19 protein-coding genes and 1 tRNA gene are annotated in these 19,536 nt (G+C 62.0%); 7 read left to right on the forward strand and 13 right to left on the reverse strand.

The annotated features are described in order from the left end of the window. Window positions 1-257 precede the first annotated feature (257 nt). The gene (locus LPJGGPFB_RS15720) at window positions 258-680 is read left to right on the forward strand and encodes a hypothetical protein (RefSeq protein WP_173420756.1); all 423 of its coding nucleotides are present in this window, start codon (window positions 258-260) and stop codon (window positions 678-680) included. Between the two features lie 84 nt (window positions 681-764). On the opposite strand, the gene LPJGGPFB_RS15725 is transcribed toward LPJGGPFB_RS15720, so the two are convergent. Further along, a tRNA-Ile gene (locus LPJGGPFB_RS15725) sits at window positions 765-840 on the reverse strand. A gap of 159 nt (window positions 841-999) precedes the next feature. On the opposite strand from LPJGGPFB_RS15725, the gene LPJGGPFB_RS15730 reads away from it, so the two are divergent. Then, window positions 1,000-1,749: an SIMPL domain-containing protein gene (locus tag LPJGGPFB_RS15730; protein WP_173420757.1), complete on the forward strand. Its 750-nt coding sequence runs from the start codon at window positions 1,000-1,002 to the stop codon at window positions 1,747-1,749. A gap of 695 nt (window positions 1,750-2,444) precedes the next feature. On the opposite strand, the gene LPJGGPFB_RS15735 is transcribed toward LPJGGPFB_RS15730, so the two are convergent. The 4 genes from LPJGGPFB_RS15735 to LPJGGPFB_RS15750 all read right to left on the reverse strand — a co-directional run bounded on the left by LPJGGPFB_RS15735 (window position 2,445) and on the right by LPJGGPFB_RS15750 (window position 4,629). Continuing rightward, on the reverse strand, window positions 2,445-2,843 hold the full coding sequence (locus tag LPJGGPFB_RS15735) for a hypothetical protein (RefSeq protein WP_173420758.1): 399 nt from the start codon (window positions 2,841-2,843) through the stop codon (window positions 2,445-2,447). 335 nt (window positions 2,844-3,178) lie between these two features. Further along, complete coding sequence (locus LPJGGPFB_RS15740) at window positions 3,179-3,583, reverse strand: ketosteroid isomerase-related protein (protein ID WP_173420759.1); 405 nt, start codon at window positions 3,581-3,583, stop codon at window positions 3,179-3,181. A gap of 163 nt (window positions 3,584-3,746) precedes the next feature. Continuing rightward, window positions 3,747-4,169: a secondary thiamine-phosphate synthase enzyme YjbQ gene (locus LPJGGPFB_RS15745; RefSeq protein WP_173420760.1), complete on the reverse strand. Its 423-nt coding sequence runs from the start codon at window positions 4,167-4,169 to the stop codon at window positions 3,747-3,749. 106 nt (window positions 4,170-4,275) lie between these two features. Next, the gene (locus LPJGGPFB_RS15750; protein ID WP_173421062.1) at window positions 4,276-4,629 is read right to left on the reverse strand and encodes a DUF1428 domain-containing protein; all 354 of its coding nucleotides are present in this window, start codon (window positions 4,627-4,629) and stop codon (window positions 4,276-4,278) included. 217 nt (window positions 4,630-4,846) lie between these two features. On the opposite strand from LPJGGPFB_RS15750, the gene LPJGGPFB_RS15755 reads away from it, so the two are divergent. Further along, window positions 4,847-5,299: a VOC family protein gene (locus LPJGGPFB_RS15755; RefSeq protein ID WP_173420761.1), complete on the forward strand. Its 453-nt coding sequence runs from the start codon at window positions 4,847-4,849 to the stop codon at window positions 5,297-5,299. A gap of 112 nt (window positions 5,300-5,411) precedes the next feature. On the opposite strand, the gene LPJGGPFB_RS15760 is transcribed toward LPJGGPFB_RS15755, so the two are convergent. Next, window positions 5,412-5,981, reverse strand: coding sequence for a transglycosylase SLT domain-containing protein (locus LPJGGPFB_RS15760; RefSeq protein WP_173420762.1), 570 nt, complete (start codon window positions 5,979-5,981; stop codon window positions 5,412-5,414). 256 nt (window positions 5,982-6,237) lie between these two features. Here LPJGGPFB_RS15760 and LPJGGPFB_RS15765 point away from each other — a divergent pair, with 256 nt between their 5' ends. After that, window positions 6,238-6,651 carry a lysozyme inhibitor LprI family protein gene (locus LPJGGPFB_RS15765; protein ID WP_234902823.1) on the forward strand — a complete coding sequence of 138 codons (414 nt, stop codon included), beginning with the start codon at window positions 6,238-6,240 and terminating at the stop codon, window positions 6,649-6,651. Between the two features lie 10 nt (window positions 6,652-6,661). Further along, entirely contained in the window at window positions 6,662-7,486 is an 825-nt protein-coding gene (locus tag LPJGGPFB_RS15770) for a DUF2066 domain-containing protein (protein ID WP_173420763.1), read from the forward strand. 44 nt (window positions 7,487-7,530) lie between these two features. On the opposite strand, the gene LPJGGPFB_RS15775 is transcribed toward LPJGGPFB_RS15770, so the two are convergent. From LPJGGPFB_RS15775 to LPJGGPFB_RS15785, 3 genes are all read right to left on the reverse strand, one after another. Beyond that, the gene (locus LPJGGPFB_RS15775; RefSeq protein WP_025427881.1) at window positions 7,531-7,824 is read right to left on the reverse strand and encodes a GYD domain-containing protein; all 294 of its coding nucleotides are present in this window, start codon (window positions 7,822-7,824) and stop codon (window positions 7,531-7,533) included. Window positions 7,825-8,021: 197 nt separating this feature from the next. Next, entirely contained in the window at window positions 8,022-10,082 is a 2,061-nt protein-coding gene (gene rpoD / locus LPJGGPFB_RS15780) for an RNA polymerase sigma factor RpoD (protein ID WP_173420764.1), read from the reverse strand. A 460-nt stretch (window positions 10,083-10,542) separates the two neighbouring features. Then, window positions 10,543-10,887, reverse strand: coding sequence for a GFA family protein (locus LPJGGPFB_RS15785; RefSeq protein WP_173420765.1), 345 nt, complete (start codon window positions 10,885-10,887; stop codon window positions 10,543-10,545). 229 nt (window positions 10,888-11,116) lie between these two features. On the opposite strand from LPJGGPFB_RS15785, the gene LPJGGPFB_RS15790 reads away from it, so the two are divergent. Further along, entirely contained in the window at window positions 11,117-11,575 is a 459-nt protein-coding gene (locus tag LPJGGPFB_RS15790) for a GyrI-like domain-containing protein (protein ID WP_210264400.1), read from the forward strand. Window positions 11,576-11,658: 83 nt separating this feature from the next. On the opposite strand, the gene tdh is transcribed toward LPJGGPFB_RS15790, so the two are convergent. The 3 genes from tdh to recQ form a co-directional block, all read right to left on the reverse strand. Beyond that, entirely contained in the window at window positions 11,659-12,693 is a 1,035-nt protein-coding gene (tdh, locus tag LPJGGPFB_RS15795) for an L-threonine 3-dehydrogenase (RefSeq protein WP_173420767.1), read from the reverse strand. 254 nt (window positions 12,694-12,947) lie between these two features. Further along, window positions 12,948-14,135 (reverse strand): glycine C-acetyltransferase, encoded by a 1,188-nt coding sequence (locus LPJGGPFB_RS15800; protein WP_173420768.1) that lies wholly within the window; start codon window positions 14,133-14,135, stop codon window positions 12,948-12,950. 332 nt (window positions 14,136-14,467) lie between these two features. Beyond that, a complete protein-coding gene (gene recQ, locus LPJGGPFB_RS15805; protein ID WP_173420769.1) occupies window positions 14,468-16,345 on the reverse strand; it encodes a DNA helicase RecQ in 1,878 nt (625 codons plus the stop codon). Window positions 16,346-16,544: 199 nt separating this feature from the next. On the opposite strand from recQ, the gene LPJGGPFB_RS15810 reads away from it, so the two are divergent. Then, window positions 16,545-17,384, forward strand: coding sequence for a glycosyl transferase (locus LPJGGPFB_RS15810; protein WP_210264401.1), 840 nt, complete (start codon window positions 16,545-16,547; stop codon window positions 17,382-17,384). An 84-nt stretch (window positions 17,385-17,468) separates the two neighbouring features. Here LPJGGPFB_RS15810 and dnaG read toward each other — a convergent pair whose 3' ends face one another. Next, window positions 17,469-19,487, reverse strand: coding sequence for a DNA primase (gene dnaG / locus LPJGGPFB_RS15815; protein WP_173420770.1), 2,019 nt, complete (start codon window positions 19,485-19,487; stop codon window positions 17,469-17,471). Window positions 19,488-19,536: the final 49 nt, after the last annotated feature.

Here is a 19,536-nt window from a genome sequence, read left to right on the forward strand (position 1 = left end):
CTGACGGAAGGCGCCCCGGCCCTCGTCGCAGCTTCAATCAGTACCCTGTCTTCTTCAACAGTAAGCATAACCACCAAGCGCTTGTCGCGCTTGAGGTGTAAGGGGACTGGAGGTCGGCCCATCGATCGTTCTCCTAAACATTTGGCCCGAGACTACGGGTAGAAAGTTATTTGTGCAATAACTATGGCAATAGATATTGACGAATGGTTAATTTTGGCAATAACTATGCACATCGAAACTCAATGGGAGAAAAGCAGATGCCGAACACATCCGTTTCGGCCGCCGCCGAAGGCGTGCCTAGCGAAACCTTCGCCGAAAACCGCATTTGGGAGCTGGCGCGCGAGATATCGACATTGCTCGACCGTGTTCCGCGTCAGCAATTCGTGCTGATCCACGCGGCTTCAAAGCCTATGCGGCATCACATCACCATGGGCCGCGAAGACAACGATAAACTCATACCCAAAATCGGAGCTCGAGTTGATGGCCTTCACTCCCTCCTCTTGGCCGGCGTCGATCAGCTTGGCCTGGCGCGATCGGCGCTTGAATTGGTCTCGAACGCACTCGACAGCATGGGAAATGACGAAGGAATCAATTCGATCCAGTACGGAGTCTCGCAGATTCGCAAGGAACTGAACGAGGCAATGGAGACGATTGAACAGGGGCGCCGGCAGTTAACATAAGCTCACGCGTTGCCCGAAATGTTGCCCCGAAATTGCGAAGGCTTGGAAATTACAGCAAAAACTCTTCTAAGCCTTTGATTTTATTGGTGGGCCCGGAGGGACTCGAACCCCCAACCAAGCGGTTATGAGCCGCCGGCTCTAACCATTGAGCTACAGGCCCACGCCGGATTTGGTCCGGGACTCAGCGAACCAATGGCAGTTCGTGATCGGCAATGGCTCTAGCCGAAAACCTTTTTGACGACAAGCCATTGCCGCAATGCCCACACAATCGATAAGCATGAAGTGAGCAGGGACAGAAACAACCGGAGAGACACGACCCATGACTTCCACACGCACTGCCCGCACGCTTTCCATCGCTGCCTTGGCCGCCGCCTTTGCGGGTATTGCCGCTGCCGGCGCGCACGCGCAGGATGCCGCCAGGGACCGCGAAGCGATCATCACGGTTGCCGGCGAAGGCCGCTCGTCGATCGCGCCCGACATGGCGATCCTGCAGCTGAGCGTCGTCAAGGACGCCAAGACCGCCCGTGAGGCGCTCGACGCCAACAACAAGACGATGGCCGAGGTTTTGACCGCCCTCAAGGCAAGCGGCATTGCCGACCGCGACCTGCAGACGAGCGGCTTCTCGATCAACCCGCAGTTCAACTTCCCGACCAACAATGACGGCGGCAACCGCCCGCCGGAGCTGATCGGCTACCAGGTGGCCAACGGCGTCAGCGTGCGCGTGCGCGACCTTAACAAGCTCGGCGAGATAATCGACAAGTCGGTCACGCTCGGCGTCAACCAGGGCGGTGGCATCCAGTTCACCAATGACAAGCCGGAAGGCGTGATCACCGAAGCGCGCAAGGCTGCTGTCGCCGATGCCATCGAGAAGGCCAAGGTCCTGGCGGAAGCTGCCGGCGTTTCGCTCGGCAACGTCGTCAACATCACCGAGCAGGGTTTCCGACCGGAGCCGGTGCCGATGATGCGCGCCGGCATGGCCAAGGAATTTGCAGCCGACTCCGTGCCGATGGCAACCGGCGAAAACAGCTACAACGTCACGGTCAACGTCACCTTCGCGATTAAGCAGTAACGCCTGCCGCAAGAAGCCCGCACGCCAACAGCGCTGGCGGGCTTTTGCGGTTTGCGACCGGCCTCGGACGACGCTCGGAGACCGGCACCGGACAAGGCCCCGCGCAGTGGAAACCGCGCGGGGCTTTTTCGTGTCTGGCTGAAGCTCGATGCATGCTCGTCGTGTACGAATTTGCCATTGATAACCTGCGGAAACAGCAGCTTGAGGCGCAGCAGGGAATTCTCGATGATCGCAACGACGGGCTTCGGCCCGCAGAACCGCTCTTGCACCGTTCGCTGATAGCGCCGCGCGTCAGATGCGGCGTGCAGAGGACACTGTAACCCTTTCGACCCGCTGCATCGTTTCACCCTTAGATCGGATTGTCGGGCTTATGCCGCAGCCAGTTCCGTCGCCGATGCCAGGAACGCGAACGGCGATCTCCCGGCACAGCGCCGAGCCCGCGCAGCCGCGTCCCTTTTGTGCGCGGAAATCTGCGCAAGGCAGTCGCTTGCTCATGCGGCCGTTTCGCATCACCGCGAGGCGATCGCACCGATTGCAACACCGGGTCCGTTTGCAAGCACGAGGAAGGTCCGTTTCGGTTCCGACGGACCTGTGCAAGCGGGTTGGCATGATCCGGACAAAGAAAAACCCCTCACACCTGGGGCGTGAGGGGCGCATTTCCGCCGGCCGGGGGAGACAAGGCGGAAAGACGGGGATTACCAGCGACCGATAACCGGGCAACCGCGAACGTTGGCGAACGCGATCGTCTGGCGGTAGCCGCGGCGGCTGCCTTCGACGACGATGCGGCGGTGCGAGACGTCGGCGACATAGGCGCGGCGCAGGCCATGGTCACGGGCCTTGTCGACAGCCATCCAGGGGGCGCAGCGGCTGCGGCGGCCACCGCCATCCCAGCCCCGGTCCGGACCGCGGCGATCGCGACCCCAGTCGCGCTCGTCGTCGTAACCACGGTCGAAATCGCGATACTGAACCTGAACGCCATCGCCCGAGCCGAAGCCGAATTCGACGGTGTCTGCGGACGCGGTGGAGGCGGCACCGACAAGGCCGGTCAAACCGATGACGGCGGCTGCGGCGGCGTTGATAAGGATGTTCTTCATGGTCTTTCTCCGAGGGCTTGAAGGGTTCGATCTGCAATCACCGTCCCAAGCGATTGATCGGACAATAGCGGCGCCAAACTGAACGCTGGCGGAACTACACATTCATGCAGGGTTCAGATTGCGGGCGCCTGACGCAAGCGCGCGGGCAACGAAGATTCGTTCGACTTCCAGGCGAGGTGCCCCGGCGAGTGGCCGGCAAGCGCTGACCCAGCATTTTCGAGTGATATCAATATGCTAGAGGATTGACCGACACATGGCGTTGCCATCCCCTGCGCGACAGGCGGCGTGAAATGCGGCGCGATCTTCCTGAGGAGGTTGCGATGCGAAGACGCGGCTCAGCCGGCAAGTTCGGCTTCGAAAGCGCGCATGTTGCGATAGTGGCTGACCCGCGTGATCGACTGATCCTCGATCTCGATGACGAAGACGCTCGGGATCGAATAGGTCTGGCCGGAGGCGGTGGGGAAACCGTCGAGCGTCTCGCGGTAAGTGCCACGCGCCGTCAGGTCGGCGGCGATCCGCTGGCCAAAATTGTCGCGCATCAGCACGATGTCGCCATAGGTTTCGTCGAAATGGCGCAGGAAGGTCATGATGCTGGATCTGAGCGGTTCGACGCCGACGGTGCGCTGTCCGGTCAGAGAATCGAGCGCCACATCCTCGTCGACAAGCCGCGCCAATGCGTCGAAATCGCGGTCGTTCAATGCGTCGATGAAGCGGCTGGCGATGGTTTGGGCGTCGGTCATATCTGCCTCGGATGCTGATGTCGGGTTCGTCCATGTCTTTTGGACTGCAGCCATGGAAACGACGAAAGCCAATGTCGGTTCCATGCGCCGCCCTCCAACGAATATGGAGGGGCGACGACGCCCTTCAAGTCGCCGCCACGATCGATCGGGCGATCGGGCCGCGTCAGGCGCCAAGATGCAGCACGATCTCGCGGCGGTGCGGCCGGTCGCGGTGTTCGAACAGATAGAGGCCTTGCCAGGTGCCAAGCGCCATGCGGCCGGCATTGACGGGGATGCCGATCGAGACCTGCGTCAGCGCCGCCTTGATGTGAGCCGGCATATCGTCGGGCCCTTCCTGCGTGTGCACCACCCAGCGCATCGATGGATCGGAGGTTGGCGGCACCAGCCGGGCAAAAAACTCGCTGAGGTCGCGCTTCACGTCAGGATCGGCGTTTTCCTGGATGAGGAGCGAGCAAGAGGTGTGGCGGACGAACAGGGTCAACAACCCCTCGCCCCCGCTGTTGGCGCCGACAAACTCTGCAGCCTCGTCGGTGAACTCGTAGAGCCCCTGACCGCGGGTGGAAATGACGATCGTGGTCTGCGGCATGGCTGCCCGTCTCCCTTGGCGCGCGGCGGCGGCATGCGCGCCGCCATCGCGACGGATCCGACAAAACCCGCCGCCAAGTCAAGCAAACGGCGCCTGTTCTCGAAAGCTATTTCTCGAGAAAGGCCTCGAAACCGCCATAGATCATACGCTTGCCGTCGAACACGTCTCTCCAGGCCTCGCCCTGCAGCCGCGGATCCTCCATCACCTTGGCAACGATCGCGTCCCGGTCGGCACGTGACTTGTAGGTGATCCAGGAGAAAACCACGGTCTCGTCTTCCCTGGCCTGCACGGCGCGGGGAAAGGACGTCACCTCGCCATAGGGCACATCGTCGCCAAGGCACTCGGCATAGGAAAGCGCACCATGCTCCATCCACACGTCACCCGCTTGCCGCGCCATGTCCTTGTATGCCTCGATATTGGCCTTGGGCACCGCAACGATGAAACCATCCACGTAGCTCATGTCGATATCCTCCTCGGTTGCTTCGACCACCAAAGGACGAACGGGATCGAAAAGTTCCGACACTAGCCTCAGATTTTCCGGTTGATGCGTGTTTGCCGCCCTTCAAGGGCTGTCGTCGGCGGCCGCGCACGGCCTTGCGAAATAATTATGACCGCCTGTCGGCAAGTCCCCTTCCCGTTCGTCCTTGGCACAGACCATCACCAAGGGAGCAACCGCCATGCAGAAGATCACGCCCTTTCTCTGGTTCGACAACCAGCTTGAAGACGCGATAAAGTTCTACACCGCCATCTTCCGCAATGCCCGGATCACCGACGTCAAGAAAGGGCCTGATGGCAAGGCGTTCACTGCCGCCTTCGAGCTCGAGGGACAGGCGTTCATGGGGCTCAACGGCGGGCCGCATTTCAAGTTTTCCGAAGCCGTCTCGTTCTTCGTGCGCTGCGCCGATCAGGCGGAGGTCGATTATTACTGGGAACACCTGCTCGACGGCGGCACGCCGCAGCGCTGCGGCTGGCTGAAGGATCGCTTCGGCCTGGCCTGGCAGATCATACCCGATGCGCTGATGCGGCACCTGAGCGATCCGGATCCGGCACGCGCCGGCCGTGCCCAGCAGGCGATGATGAGCATGGTCAAGATCGACGTCGCAGGCCTTGAAAAGGCAGCCGCCGGCTGAGCCTTGTCCTAAAGCATGTCGCGCAAAAGTGTGCCGCGGTTTTGCGATAACGACATGCGCAAAAACAAGAACTTAAAGCGCGTCAAGCGAATCTGAAAGATCGCGACGCGCTTTAGCCACCGCAGCTTTTCAGCTGGCGGCTATAAAGCGAGGCCATTCCGGTGGCGCGTTTGGCGCCGTTCTTGGCTGTGTCGCTCCAGTTGCCGCGGGCGTAGCCGGCATGGCCATGGTAGTAGGCGATGTAGAGCCGATAGGTGTCGTTGAGCGCGATGCCATTTTTCTGGGCGCTTTCGCGGTGGTACCAGCCGATGAAGCGGATGGCATCGCCGAAGTCGGAACGCCGTGCCGTCCAGCGGCCGGTTTCGCTCTGGTAGCGCGCCCAGGTGCCATCGAGCGCCTGCGAATAGCCATAGGCCGACGAAACCCGCGTCCACGGAATGAAGCCGAAGAGTTTGGTGCGCGGCGGCTTGGCATTATGGCGGAAGCCGGATTCCGTATAGATCGTCGCCATCAGCACCGGCACGGGCACGCCGTATTCGCGCTCCACCTGATAGGCGGCGCGGCGCCAATTGTTGAAAAGGCCATCTCGCTGCTCGAAAACCGCGCATGCGTTTCGGGTGTCTCTGGGCACCGTGGCGCAACCGGCCAGCAACAGGAGGACGACGACAAAAACGCAACGCATCTTCGAACCTCTCGTTTCCGAGAGATTGATAAAACGTAAACGTTAAGGATCGGTTTTGAATCGAATGCGAGTGATCGCGGTTGACGCGCGCAGCGCCCGAGATTGTGCTATCTGACGTTTCAGGTTTGGCCTATTCTGCGCGTGCGGAAGGATGGCGGCAAGACGGGCGGCCTCCCGAGGCCAGCAGGCATTCGAAGGCGATGGGAGAGCGCGGGAACGCCAAAGGCGCCATGCGCAAAACGAGGAGAGCGAACGCATGCGATTTCGTTCCTTGATGTTTGCAGCCTTTGTCGGACTGACGGGCATTGCACCGGCGGCATGGGCCGACAATTGCGCCAATGCCAGCGACCAGGCGACGATGAACGAATGCGCCGACAAGGCCCTCAAGGCTTCCGACGGCGAACTCAACACCCTCTACAAGCAGATCGAGGCGCGCCTGAAGGACGATCAGGACAAAACCAGACTGCTGGTTGCGGCACAAAAGGCATGGATCGCCTTCCGCGATGCCGAGTGCGACTTTTCCGCAGCTGGCGTTGCAGGAGGCTCGGTCTATCCGATGATCGTTCTGCAATGCAGGGATGGCTTGACGCAGAGCCGCGTCAAGGACTTCAAGACCTATCTGAGCTGCGAGGAAGGCGACCTCAGTTGCCCCGTGCCCTCAGCCAACTGAAGCCTGCCGCGTGACGAAGGCGGCGAAGACATGCGTCTTCGCGGTCGCGCTTGTCAGTGCGTGGCTTTGCGGCGCAGCACAGGCAACCGAGCCATCGCACCTCTACATCAGCGATGCGATCGTCACCGGCACCGGCGAAGAGAACCGACAGATCGGCTTTCGCGAATGCCTGAGCGAGGTGCTCGTCAAGGTCTCCGGCGATTTCACCCTCACCGATAGCGCGGCACTTGCCGCCCTCCAGGCGCGGGCAGCGGAGTTCGTCGCCACCTTCTCCTATCGCGACCGGTTGCAAGGCATCCCGATCCACGACGAGCAGGGAACGCACGACCGGCCGCACGATCTCACCTGCCGTTTCGATCCCGCCACAATCGATCGACTTTTGGCAAAGCTCGAGCGCAAACCATGGCTGTCGCCGCGCCCGGTGATCGCCGTGTTGTTGGCCGTTCACGACCAGAGGCGTCGGTTCGTTCTGGCGCGCGACGGCGGCGAGAGCCCCTACATGGCGCAATCGCTTGCGGCCGCCACGGTTCCGCTGGCCCTTACGGCAAGCCTTCCCGATGCGGCAACGCTTGCCGCCAACGGGCTGGATTTCGAGCGTTTGTCGCGGATGCAACCGGCCGAGTTGAAGCGGCTAGCCATCGACGTCGGCGCAGACATCCCCCTCGCCGGCACGCTCGTCTGGTCCGACGCCGCCCGTGGCTGGGTCGCCGACTGGCGCCTCATCGAAAACAGCAAGGCGTATCGCTGGCAGATCAGGGGCGTCAGCTTCGATGACGCATTTCGCAACGCCATGCGGGGCGCCGCACGCGTTCTCTCCGGCAACGGCCCGCCGTAGACGGGCATTGCGCGCTTGCCGGCTGTTGCTCAGCGCTGCTGATCTCACCCGAGAGACGCAACCAGCTCGCGGTAGGCCGCTTCCGGGAATGCCTTGAGGGTGCGGGTGCGCACATTGCCGCCCATACCGAGCGTCATGGCAAAACGCGCCGCCACCGCATCGTCAGGTGCCTCGCAGATCGCCACCATGTCGTACTCGCCCATGGTCAGAAAGAAATGTTTGAAGGAGCCGCCCATGTCGGCGAGCATCTTCTTGGCCGCGTCGAGCCGCTTGGGAGACTCGCGCACATTCTTCACGCCCTGCTCTGTCCAGTTGAGGAGCACGACATAAGTGGTCATTTCACACCTCCATGAGGACACGTTTCACGCCCGCGGTGCGACTGCTCCCGCGCTTTGGCCGGGTGCCCCGATTGCTCGGAAAGGGAGAGTATAGTCCTCCGGCCAAGCCCCCACAAGAAAACCGGTGAAGCGCTTGCATGGAAACAAAAAAGCCGGGCGCTGGGCCCGGCTTTCTGGATGATTTGCTCTTCGAACGCTTAGCTGTCCAGGAAGCTTCTCAGCTTCCTGGAGCGGCTCGGGTGCTTGAGCTTGCGCAGCGCCTTCGCTTCGATCTGACGGATACGTTCGCGGGTAACCGAGAACTGCTGGCCGACTTCTTCGAGCGTGTGGTCGGTGTTCATACCGATGCCGAAGCGCATGCGCAGGACGCGCTCTTCGCGCGGCGTCAGCGAGGCGAGGACACGGGTCGTCGTTTCGCGCAGGTTCGCCTGGATGGCGGCGTCGATCGGCAGAAGCGCGTTCTTGTCCTCGATGAAATCGCCGAGATGCGAATCCTCTTCGTCACCCACAGGGGTTTCGAGCGAGATCGGCTCCTTCGCGATCTTCAGGACCTTGCGGACCTTTTCGAGTGGCATGGCCAGCTTCTCGGCCAGTTCTTCCGGCGTCGGCTCACGACCGATTTCGTGCAGCATCTGGCGCGACGTGCGAACGATCTTGTTGATCGTTTCGATCATGTGCACCGGAATGCGGATCGTGCGCGCCTGGTCGGCGATCGAGCGGGTGATCGCCTGGCGAATCCACCAGGTCGCATAGGTCGAGAACTTGTAGCCGCGGCGGTATTCGAACTTGTCGACCGCCTTCATCAGGCCGATGTTGCCTTCCTGAATGAGGTCGAGGAACTGCAGGCCACGGTTGGTGTACTTCTTGGCGATGGAGATGACGAGGCGCAGGTTGGCTTCGACCATTTCCTTCTTGGCGATGCGCGCTTCGCGCTCGCCCTTCTGCACCATCGAGACGATGCGGCGGAATTCGGCGATCGAGATGCCGGTTTCGGTCGCAAGGTTCTGGATCTCCTGGCGGATGTCGCGGATCGTCTGGTTTTCGCTCTTGGCGAATTCCTTCCAGCCCTTGCCGGCCAGGTTGCTGATCGACTTCATCCAGTTCGGATCGAGCTCGGCACCGGAGTACTGCTCGAGGAACGAGTCGCGCTTGACCCCGTAGGATTCGGCAAGCCGCAGCAGGCGGCCTTCGTTCTGCATCAGGCGCTTGGAAATGTCGTAGAGCTGCTCGACGAGGCTGTCGACGCGGTTCTGGTTGAGCGACAGCGACTTGACCGCCTTGATCAGCTCGTCCTTGAGCTCCTTGTAGCGGCGCTCCTGGGCAGGCGACAGCGTGCCGGTGGCAGCAAGGCGGGCTTCCACCTGCTGGTCCTGCAGCTTGCGCAGCTTCTTGTAGGTCTCGGCGATGATGTCGAGCGTTTCCATGACCTGCGGACGCAGTTCCGCTTCCATGGCTGCGAGCGAGAGGTTCGACTCGTCTTCGTCTTCCTCTTCTTCCTCGCTCGGCATGACATCGCCGCCGACATTGGTGATGTCGTCGTCGCTGGGGGAGCGAACCTTGCGGGTCTTTTCCTTTTCCTCGGCGGCCTTGCGGTCTGCCTCGATCTTTTCAGGGCTCTGGAACTGCGGCGCAGCCTTTGCCTCTGGTCCGGAATAGGTGGTTTCCAGATCGATGATCTCGCGCAGCAGCGTCTGGCCTTCGTTGAGTTCGTCGCGCCAGATGATCAGCGCCTGGAACGTCAACGGGCTCTCACAGAGACCGGCGATCATCGTCTCGCGGCCAGCCTCGATGCGCTTGGCAATCGCGATTTCGCCTTCGCGCGACAGAAGCTCGACCGAACCCATTTCGCGCAGATACATGCGCACCGGGTCGTCCGTCCTGTCGGTCGGCTCTTTCTTCTTGGTTGCCGCAAGCGCCGTGCCGCCGCTGGAGGTGGCCAGTTCGCCGCCTTCGCCGTCGTTGTCGTCGTCGCTGCTCTCGTCGTCGCTGCTGCCGCCGGCGGCTTCCTCAGCTTCCTCGTCTTCGATGACGTTGATGCCCATATCGGAGAGCATCGCCATCGTATCTTCGATCTGCTCGGAGGTGACTTCTTCGGACGGCAGGACGGAGTTCAGCTCGTCCATCGTCACATAGCCGCGCTTCTTGGCGGCCTTGATCATCTTCTTGACAGCGTCATCGGAAAGATCGAGAAGCGGGCCGTCCGGAGCGCCTTCGCGTTCAACGTCAGCTTCTTCGTTTTCTTTGACTTTGGTTGCCATTTAGTTCGTCGCTTTCCTTGTCGCAACCGGCGTGAGCCCGGTGCAAATGCCGCTCGAAGGTCCGGGTGCGCCGCGCACCCGCCACCGAATCATTTCCCCTGACGTAACGGGATGATGTTTAATTCCTGATTAACCACGATAGCGATCGTGGCAAAGCGGACAAGCTTCGACAGTCCTGCCACTGAAGCACTACTGGCATGATATCCTAACCGCCGTGTCATTTCGCCATTTCTTGCTTGGAAATGGTGATTCCCAGAATTTTCGATCCCGTCAAGCATTTCCGCTGAAAAACCGCCTGATTCGGCAAAAATCGCCTCAGTTCACGTTTTCGGGTGTTTATCAGCTTCCGCTGAACATGTAGGCGTTGCCCATAAAAAGACAAGGGTCGATACTGCCTATCGGCAAGGCAAGATTGCGTCGCATCCGCACGCGCAACCATACCTATGCACAATACCGCCGGTCATACCGATAGCCCGTCGTATTTGACGATCTTCACCGCCTCGATATCGAACTCCGGCAGACAGCGCAGGTTGACGGCCGCCATCGGTCCGTTCGGACCGGCTCCTTCGCCGAAAGGCGCGATACCGCAATGGCTGCAGAAGTGATGTTTGATGACATGCCTGTTGAACTCATAGGTCGAGAGATCGGCTTCCGATGTCTTCAGGCTCAGACTGTCGCGTGGAACAAAGGCCAGCAGGCCGCCCCGCCGGCGACACATCGAACAATTGCAATCGATCGCCTCGGCGAAGTCTCCCTCGACCTCGAAAGCGATTTTGCCACAATGGCAACTTCCCTCGTAACGCATGCACTGGCTCCTTTGGCCGCCACAACCGTCGATCGCGGTCGCCCGCAACTGTCGGCAAAGATAGTGCGTGAACACGGGCGAACAAGCCGGATTGAACAACGCGTGCCAAGACGCAAAACAATTCCCGAAAACCCGAACTTCGCCCGCGTGTTCGCAACATTATTCCGGTTTTCCGCTTGCCCTCGACCCGATCTCGACTGACCTTCCGACCGAGAAAATGGAGGCACTCTTGAACATCAAGGAAACCGGCGCAATGCGCGTCATCAGCATTCAACGCAGGCTGACGATTCCCGACGTCAGACATGCAAGCGCAGAGCTTGCGCCGCTGATCGACGCGGAAATCGACCGCGCAGGGCTGAAGCCCTCAGGGCCATGGATCTTCATCGCGCAGAACCTGCCGAAAAACGCCAAGGCCGCATTTGACTGGCGCATCTGCCGGCCGGTGGAAGACGGTGAAGCCTATGACGGCACGCTCGACATGATCGAGCTGGAGCCGATCATGGTCGCCTCCACCCTGCATCAGGGGCCGATGCGAAGCCTCTTCACCCAGGGCTATGCGCCGCTCGTCGAAAAGATCGAGATGAGCCGGCACAATTTCTCCGGCGAAAGCCGCGAGATCTATCACCGCTGGGCTGGCCCCGGCTCTCGCTACCACGAGATCGAGATCCAGTTCGGCCTTGCCAATTGACAAAAAGACCGCGCATCGATGGCGATACGCGGCCTTGTGGATTTCAGCGTTCTGGCGAAGCGAGCCGCCTCGCCGGTCCCCGTTCACCAGTCCATGACGACCTTGCCGGAGTTACCGGAGCGCATGGCCTCGAAGCCGTCGCGGAAGTCGTCGATGCCGATGCGGTGGGTGATGACGGGCGAAAGGTCGAGCCCGCCCTGGACGAAGGCGATCATCTTGTACCAGGTCTCGAACATCTCGCGGCCGTAGATGCCCTTGAGGTTGAGCATCTTGAAGATCACCTTGTTCCAGTCGATCTCGAAGCCGGCCGGCGCAATGCCGAGAATGGCGATCTTGCCGCCATTGTTCATCTTGTCGATCATGTCGCGGAACGCCGGTGCCGCGCCCGACATCTCCAGCCCGACATCGAAACCCTCGGTCATGCCGATCGCCTTCATCACGTCGGCAAGGTTCTCCTTCGATGCGTCGACGACATGGTCGATGCCGAGGTTGCGGGCAAGTTCAAGCCGTGTCGGGTTGATATCGGTGATGACAACCTTGCGCGCGCCCGAGCGCTTGGCAACCAGCGCCCCCATGATGCCGATCGGGCCCGCACCGGTCACCAGCACGTCCTCGCCAACAAGATCGAAGGAAAGGGCGGTGTGCACTGCATTGCCGAAGGGGTCGAAGATCGCTGCGATCTCGTCGGGAACGTCTTCAGGGATCGGCACGACGTTGTATTCCGGCAGGCAGACGAATTCGCCGAACGAGCCCGGCCGGTTGACGCCAACGCCGAGCGTGTTGCGGCAGAGATGGCCGCGACCGGCGCGGCAGTTGCGGCACTTGCCGCAGACGATATGCCCCTCGCCCGAGACGCGCTCGCCGACGTGGTATTTCGTCACCGCCGAGCCGACCCCGGCGATCTCGCCCATGAACTCGTGACCGACGACCATCGGCACCGGAATGGTCTTTTGGGCCCACTGGTCCCAGTTCCAGATGTGCACGTCGGTGCCACAGATCGCCGACTTCTTCACCTTGATCAAAACGTCGTTCGGTCCGACCTCCGGCACCGGCACGCGCTCCATCCACAGCCCGACCTCAGGCTTCGTCTTCACCAGCGCCTTCATCATGTTCGTCATCGATCGCCTCCAAAATCATCGCCGTTCAGGCGCCGCGCCTCTCTCGGGCGCACAAACCTTGCCGTCGCGCCTTTAACCGCAGCCCCTCATCCGCCCGGTGAGGGTGCCCCTCATCCGGCTGCCGCCACCTTCTCCCTGCTCGCGGGGAGAAGGACGATGCCGCAAACTTCGCGTCCCTCTTCAACCACCGACCAGAGATAAGTCCCCTCTCCCCGCCTGCGGGGAGAGGGCTAGGGTGAGGGGCCGAATTGCCCTCAGATCACGCCAAGCTCGCGGCCGACCTCTTCGAAGGCGGCAATCGCCCGGCGCACGTCGTTCTCGCTGTGGGCCGCCGACATCTGCGTGCGGATGCGCGCCTGCCCCTTCGGCACCACCGGGAAGGAGAAGCCGATGACATAGACGCCCTTCTTCAGCATGCGCGCCGCCATCTCCTGGGCGAGTGCCGCATCCCCAAGCATCACCGGGATGATCGGGTGCCCCTCGCCGGCAAGGGTGAAGCCGAGCTTCGACATCTCGGTGCGAAACAACGCCGCATTGGCATAGAGCCGCTGACGCAACGCATCGCCGTTGTCGATCAGGTCGAAGACTTTCAGCGAGGCTGCGGCAATCACCGGCGCCAGCGTGTTGGAGAAGAGATAGGGGCGCGAGCGCTGTCTAAGCCACTCGACCACCTCGGCCTTGCCAGAGGTGTAGCCGCCCGAGGCGCCGCCGAGCGCCTTGCCGAGCGTGCCGGTGATGATGTCGACCCGGCCTTCGACGCCACAATGTTCGGCCGAGCCGCGACCATGTTTGCCGACGAAGCCAACCGCATGGCTGTCATCGACCATGACCATGGCGCCGTATTTCTCGGCGAGATCGCACACGCCGCCGAGATTGGCGATGATGCCGTCCATCGAGAACACGCCATCGGTGGCGATCAGCTTGAAGCGACTGCCTTCGGCCTTCTTCAGCTCTTCTTCAAGTGCTGCCATGTCGTTGTTGGCATAGCGGAAGCGCTTGGCCTTGGAGAGGCGCACGCCGTCGATGATCGAGGCGTGGTTCAAGGCATCGGAGATGATCGCATCCTCTTCGCCCAGCAGCGTCTCGAACAGGCCGCCGTTGGCATCGAAGCAGGAGGAATAGAGGATCGTGTCTTCCAGGCCGAGGAACGACGAAATGCGCGCCTCCAGCTGCTTGTGCTCTTCCTGCGTGCCGCAGATGAAGCGCACCGACGCCATGCCATAGCCATAGCGGTCGAGCGCTTTTTTTCCAGCCTCGGCCAGCTCCGCGTTGTCGGCAAGGCCAAGATAGTTGTTGGCGCAGAAGTTCAGCACCCGCTCGCCCGAGGCAACCTCGATCTCGCCCGCTTGCTTCGAGGTAATCACCCGCTCCGACTTGTAGAGACCGGATGACTTCAGGCGATCGAGTTCAGAACGAAGGTGGGACAAAAAGGCTGAGGTCATGGCTGGCCGCTTTCACTGTGAAAAGGACGTTTCGTGTCAAACGAGTACCACGCCAGCTTTCCCGTTGCAGCAAATTCCAGCGGATCCAAAGCTCCGGGCGGCATTCCCTAGGCAAAACGACAGGGCATTGCATGGCGAGACGGTTTGCTCGACATTTTATGTCGTAGCCTTCGTCGTGCAAGACAGATTGCTACGGTTGCCGTTAGGCTTGAGTGCGCGGTCGGCGAGGCTGGAACCGTGTGTCCACTTGGGCACCATCTATCGCGCCGCGTCGGCGGCGCGATAGATGCAACGGACGAATGCCGCTCCAGACAGCGCTCCGGCGGGCAGCGTCACCCCTCCAGATATCCGTCGATGACAGCGAGAAACGCCTCGCCGTAGCGCTCGCGTTTGCTTTCGCCGATGCCGGGAATATCGAGCAGTTCGTCGAAGCCGCGCGGGCGCTCCTTGGCGAGCGCGATCAGCGTCGCGTCCGGGAAGACGACATAGGGCGGCACGTTCAGGTCCTTGGCGATGGTAAAGCGCTCGGCACGCAGCCGTTCGAACAGCTCGAGATCGGAGCCGGCAAGGTCGGCGCGTTCGCGCTGGCTGCCGGATTTTGCCTGCCGTGCCGCCTTGCCCGTCTGCGGGCGGTCCTTGCGAAACAGCACCTGGCGCTCGCGCTTGAACACGGCGCGCGCTTCCGGCTCCAGCTTGATCGCGCCGAAGGCCGTGTGGTCGACACTGACGAGACCGGCGGCCAGCAACTGTCGAAACACCGATTGCCAGGTCCGAGCCGGCAGATCCTTGCCGGCACCGAAAACCGGCATGTCGACATGGCCAAAACGCTCGGTCTTTTCGTTGACGGTCCCCATCAACACATCGACGACATGCCCGGTGCCAAAACGCTCGCCCGTACGGTAGACGGCGGCAAGCGCCTTGATCGCAGCCTCGGTTCCGTCCCAGGTTTCCACTGGCTTCAGGCAGGTGTCGCAATGGCCGCAGCGCCCGGGATGGGCCTCGCCGAAATGCGCGAGGATCGCCTGGCGGCGGCAGCCGGCCGTCTCGCAGATCGCCAAGAGCGCGTTGAGCTTGCCGCGCTCGATGCGTTTGATGTCGTCGGCCGCACCGCCCTCGTCGATCATCCGGCGGCGTTGCAAGACGTCGGCCATGCCATAGGCCATCCAGACTTCGGACGGCTGACCATCGCGGCCGGCGCGACCGGTCTCCTGGTAATAGGCCTCGATCGAACCCGGCAGATCGAGATGGGCGACATAGCGCACGTCGGGCTTGTCGATGCCCATGCCGAAAGCGACGGTCGCGACCAGGCAGAGACTTTCTTCCTTCAGGAACGCGTCCTGATGAGCGTCGCGCAGCGTCCTGTCCATGCCGGCATGGTAGGGAAGCGCGCGGATCCCCTGCCCGTTCAGCCACTCCGCCGTGTCCTCGACCTTGGCGCGCGACAGGCAGTAGACGATACCGGAGGAACCGCGAAAGCGGCTGAGGAACCGCAACAGCTGCTGGCGCGGCTGGTCGCGCTCGACGATTTCATAGGCGATGTTTGGACGGTCGAAGCTGGTGGTGAAGACTTCAGCACCCTGCAGCGACAACCGCTCGATAATGTCTTCGCGGGTGTGCGGATCGGCCGTCGCCGTCAGCGCGATGCGCGGCACGCCGGGATAACGCTCGGCAAGCAGGCCGAGCGTGCGGTATTCCGGCCGGAAATCATGGCCCCACTGTGAAACGCAATGCGCCTCGTCGATGGCGAAAAGCGCAATGCGAGCATTGCCGATGAGGTCGGCGAAGCCGTCGGTCACAATGCGCTCGGGCGTGACGTAAAGCAGCTCAAGCGTGCCGTCGGCAATCTGCCGGCGCACCGCGACCGCCTCTTCGCGTGTCAGCGACGAATTGAGCGCGGCCGCATTGACGCCAAGCTGCTTCAACGCCTCCACCTGATCGCGCATGAGCGCGATCAGCGGCGAAACGACGATACCAAGGCCGGAACGGCAGAGAGCAGGAATCTGGAAGCAGAGCGACTTGCCGGCGCCGGTCGGAAACAGAACGACGGCATCGCCACCGCCGGCCACATGCTCGACCACTTCCTGCTGCCGGCCGCGAAAGGCCGAATAGCCGTAGACACGCTTGAGCACATCGAGCGGCGCTCGGCCGGCGTCGTCGAAGAGTTGGCTGGCAGCACTTCTGTCGTGCTGCGCACGTTCGACGAACTCCATTGCATCTCCTTCGGGGAATCACACACTGCCATCATCGCCAGATGCGACGGCAATGCCATAGGCGTCAGCCTATTTGAAGACGCAAGGGGGATATCCGGTAGGATCGGCAGGCGTTTTCGGTCGGGGATTGGCGCTTTTGACAGGGCGGCCTTATTGATGCATCGGTACTTTAGGGAACCGATATAACCGGAAGGGCATCATGGCGAACATTCTGGCGGCAAGCGGCGGCGTCAAGCAAGTGATCTGCATCAACTGGGGTACGAAATACGGCGTTCCGTTTATAAACCGGCTCTATGCCATGGTGGCGCGCAACATCACCCCACCCTTCACCTTCACCTGTTTTACCGACAATCGCGACGGACTGCGCGGCGAAATTCTCTGCGAGGATCTGCCGCCGCTCGACATTGAGAACATGCCCACAAAGACGCCGGGCATCTGGCAGAAATCGCGACTGTGGGGACCTAATCTCGGCAATCTCAAGGGACCGGTCCTTTTTCTCGATCTCGACATCGTCGTTGTCGGATCGCTCGACTGTTTCTTCGAGATGGAGGGACCTGACGATGTTGTCCTGGCGAGAAACCAGACGACGCCTTTCGAGCGCCTCGGTCAAACCTCGGTTTTCCGCTTCCCTGTGGGCAAGCTCGTGCCGCTTCAGGAAAAGTTCAGGGCCAACCCACAGGCTATCGCGGACGAATATCGTTTCGAGCAGCGCTTCGTGACACGCAATGCGCCGGGTGGCGTGAAGCTCTATCCCAGACGCTGGGTGCTGCATTTTCGACGGGACTGTCGCCACGTCTTTCCTCTGAATTACTTCCTGGAACCGCGCCTGCCGGCCGATGCGCGCGTCGTGCTCTTCCCTCGCAACCTGCTGCCGCAACATGCTATCGACGGGCAATATGGCGAACGCGGCCACGTGGACACGCCGCTTGGGCACATTCGCCGGCTGTTTACCGGCGACTACCGCGAAAAGAGCCCGATCAGCCACCTGCGCCACTACATCCACCCGGCGCGATGGGTGGCCGAACACTGGCGCGAATAATCGGGATCCTGCCCGGATCAGGATCGGACCGGATCTCGACCTCGCTGAACGGCTTTTCGGCGGTTATACCGACCTGCGCCGATATTACCGGGCCGCCGGCCCCTTCACCCGGCCCGAAAGCACGCCAAAACCTTCGATGATCGCTTCCTGATTCTCAAGCCGGGTCACCTCGAACTGAACCTCCTGCAGAGTGCGCAGCAGTTGCGGCACGGCGTCAAGGTCTCCCTCCTCCGTTGCGTGCGCCAACTCCCGCTCCAGTTCGCGCTTTTGCCAATGCAGCGCCTTGGAGCGCTGGTGCAGCGCCAGCGCCTGCAAATAGCCTTCGCGCGCATCTTCTGGTGCGGCAGCGGCGGTCGCAGTCCAAAGCCGGGCATAGCGGATCTGCTGGTCGATCGCCGCGATCAGATGGGCAAAGCCTTCGGCGTCGAGCTGCTCCACCAACCCCTCGCGCGTCAGGCGCGGGCCGTTGGCGGCAGCGGCATTCAGCACCGCCGCCCAGCAGCGCTGCAGATCGCGGTGATCGAACTCGATGGTCGAGATCTCGTCGTATTCGTCGAACAGCAGCTGCGGGTGATTGACGATGGTCAGCGCCAGCACGCTTTCGCGCAGCGACGGCACGGCCTGCTGGCCGCTGACCAGCGACGAGCGCGCCAACCGATCCGAAATCGCCGTCGGGCCTGACGTGTTCTGCTGACGCCCGCCCTGCCCGCCGCGCTGGCCGCCACCCTGTCGGCCGCCGCGCTCGAACTGCCGCCGCTCGCCGCCGCGACCGGGGCTTGCCGCCTGCAGGAAGGCGTGCAGCCGGTCGCGCATGTCCTGACCATAGTGACGCCGCACACTCTCGTCGGCGATGACGGCCGTGACCTGCTTCAGCTTCGCTTCGAGCTCGGCGCGTTTTTCCGGCGTGTCGAACGAACCGCCCTGGATTTCCCGCTGCCAGACCATCTCGGCAAGCGAACGGGCATTGGCCAGCACCTGATCGAACGGCGCCCGCCCCTCCTGACGCACGAGGTCATCCGGGTCCTTGCCGTCGGGCAGCATGGCAAACCGCACGGAGCGTCCGGGCTTCAGATGCGGCAGCGCCAGATCGACGCCGCGGTTGGCGGCGCGAATGCCGGCCCCGTCGCCATCGAAGCAGAGCACGGGCTGCGACGTCATCTTCCAGAGCAGATCGAGCTGGTTTTCGGTGAGCGCAGTTCCGAGCGGTGCGACGGCATTCTCGACGCCCGCCTGGTGCAGCGCGATCACGTCCATGTAGCCTTCGACCGCGATGATCGTCGCGGCACCATTTTCGTTGTGCCCGGCGTCGCCGGGGCGGCTGGCTCCGGACATCGCCCGTCGCGCCCGGGCAAAGTTGTAAAGCACGTTGCCCTTGTGGAAGAGCTCGGTCTCGTTGGAATTGAGATATTTCGCCGGCGCATCGGGCGACATGGCGCGGCCGCCGAACGCGATCACCTTTTCGCGCGACGACAGGATCGGAAACATGATGCGGTCGCGGAAACGGTCGTACGAAACAGGCACGTCGGGGCCATGCACCACCAGGCCGCAGGCTTCGATCTGCTCCTTGCCGATGCCCTTGCCAGCCAGAAATTCCTTCAGCGCATTGCGGCTGTCGGGCGCAAATCCCAGCCGGAAGGTCTCGATCGTGCGGCCCGTCAGCCCGCGCTCGCGCAGATAGGCGCGCGCCTTGGCGCCATTGGCCTGCTGCAGCTGATCCTCGAAGAATTGCGTCGCCAGCTCCATCACGTCGAGCAGGCTGGTGCGCTCTTTCTCGCGCCTCTCGGCCTGCGGGTCGGGCTGCGGCATGGCAACGCCCGCCATGTCGGCGATCTGCTGCACAGCCTCCGGGAAGCTCAGGCCTTCGAGATCGGTGAGGAAACGGAAATGATCGCCGGTGACGCCGCAGCCGAAGCAATGGTAGCGGCCCTTGCGGTCCTCGCAATGGAAGCTCGGCGACTTCTCGCCGTGGAACGGGCAGCAGGCCCAGTAGTCGCCGCGCGAAACATTGGTCTTGCGCCGATCCCAGCTGACGCGCTTAGCGATCACGTCCGAAATCGGCACGCGGTCGCGTATCTCGTCAAGAAAGGTCTGTGAAAAGCGCATGAATACCTCTGGTCGATCCTCCATATAAGCGGGCAGACCGCCGGACGCC

Source organism: Ensifer adhaerens (genome assembly GCF_013283195.1).
GTDB lineage: Bacteria > Pseudomonadota > Alphaproteobacteria > Rhizobiales > Rhizobiaceae > Ensifer > Ensifer adhaerens_G.

Excerpts from the sequence above, each read along its gene's own strand:
- LPJGGPFB_RS15800 (WP_173420768.1), bottom strand. The coding sequence starts at position 14,135 with ATGACCTCAGCCTTTTTGTCCCACCTTCGTTCTGAACTCGATCGCCTG.
- recQ (WP_173420769.1), bottom strand. The coding sequence starts at position 16,345 with ATGGAGTTCGTCGAACGTGCGCAGCACGACAGAAGTGCTGCCAGCCAA.
- LPJGGPFB_RS15765 (WP_234902823.1), top strand. The coding sequence starts at position 6,238 with ATGCGATTTCGTTCCTTGATGTTTGCAGCCTTTGTCGGACTGACGGGC.
- LPJGGPFB_RS15735 (WP_173420758.1), bottom strand. The coding sequence starts at position 2,843 with ATGAAGAACATCCTTATCAACGCCGCCGCAGCCGCCGTCATCGGTTTG.
- LPJGGPFB_RS15720 (WP_173420756.1), top strand. The coding sequence starts at position 258 with ATGCCGAACACATCCGTTTCGGCCGCCGCCGAAGGCGTGCCTAGCGAA.
- LPJGGPFB_RS15760 (WP_173420762.1), bottom strand. The coding sequence starts at position 5,981 with ATGCGTTGCGTTTTTGTCGTCGTCCTCCTGTTGCTGGCCGGTTGCGCC.
- LPJGGPFB_RS15755 (WP_173420761.1), top strand. The coding sequence starts at position 4,847 with ATGCAGAAGATCACGCCCTTTCTCTGGTTCGACAACCAGCTTGAAGAC.
- LPJGGPFB_RS15745 (WP_173420760.1), bottom strand. The coding sequence starts at position 4,169 with ATGCCGCAGACCACGATCGTCATTTCCACCCGCGGTCAGGGGCTCTAC.
- dnaG (WP_173420770.1), bottom strand. The coding sequence starts at position 19,487 with ATGCGCTTTTCACAGACCTTTCTTGACGAGATACGCGACCGCGTGCCG.
- LPJGGPFB_RS15785 (WP_173420765.1), bottom strand. The coding sequence starts at position 10,887 with ATGCGTTACGAGGGAAGTTGCCATTGTGGCAAAATCGCTTTCGAGGTC.
- LPJGGPFB_RS15775 (WP_025427881.1), bottom strand. The coding sequence starts at position 7,824 with ATGACCACTTATGTCGTGCTCCTCAACTGGACAGAGCAGGGCGTGAAG.
- LPJGGPFB_RS15730 (WP_173420757.1), top strand. The coding sequence starts at position 1,000 with ATGACTTCCACACGCACTGCCCGCACGCTTTCCATCGCTGCCTTGGCC.
- rpoD (WP_173420764.1), bottom strand. The coding sequence starts at position 10,082 with ATGGCAACCAAAGTCAAAGAAAACGAAGAAGCTGACGTTGAACGCGAA.
- LPJGGPFB_RS15740 (WP_173420759.1), bottom strand. The coding sequence starts at position 3,583 with ATGACCGACGCCCAAACCATCGCCAGCCGCTTCATCGACGCATTGAAC.
- LPJGGPFB_RS15750 (WP_173421062.1), bottom strand. The coding sequence starts at position 4,629 with ATGAGCTACGTGGATGGTTTCATCGTTGCGGTGCCCAAGGCCAATATC.
- tdh (WP_173420767.1), bottom strand. The coding sequence starts at position 12,693 with ATGACGAACATGATGAAGGCGCTGGTGAAGACGAAGCCTGAGGTCGGG.
- LPJGGPFB_RS15810 (WP_210264401.1), top strand. The coding sequence starts at position 16,545 with ATGGCGAACATTCTGGCGGCAAGCGGCGGCGTCAAGCAAGTGATCTGC.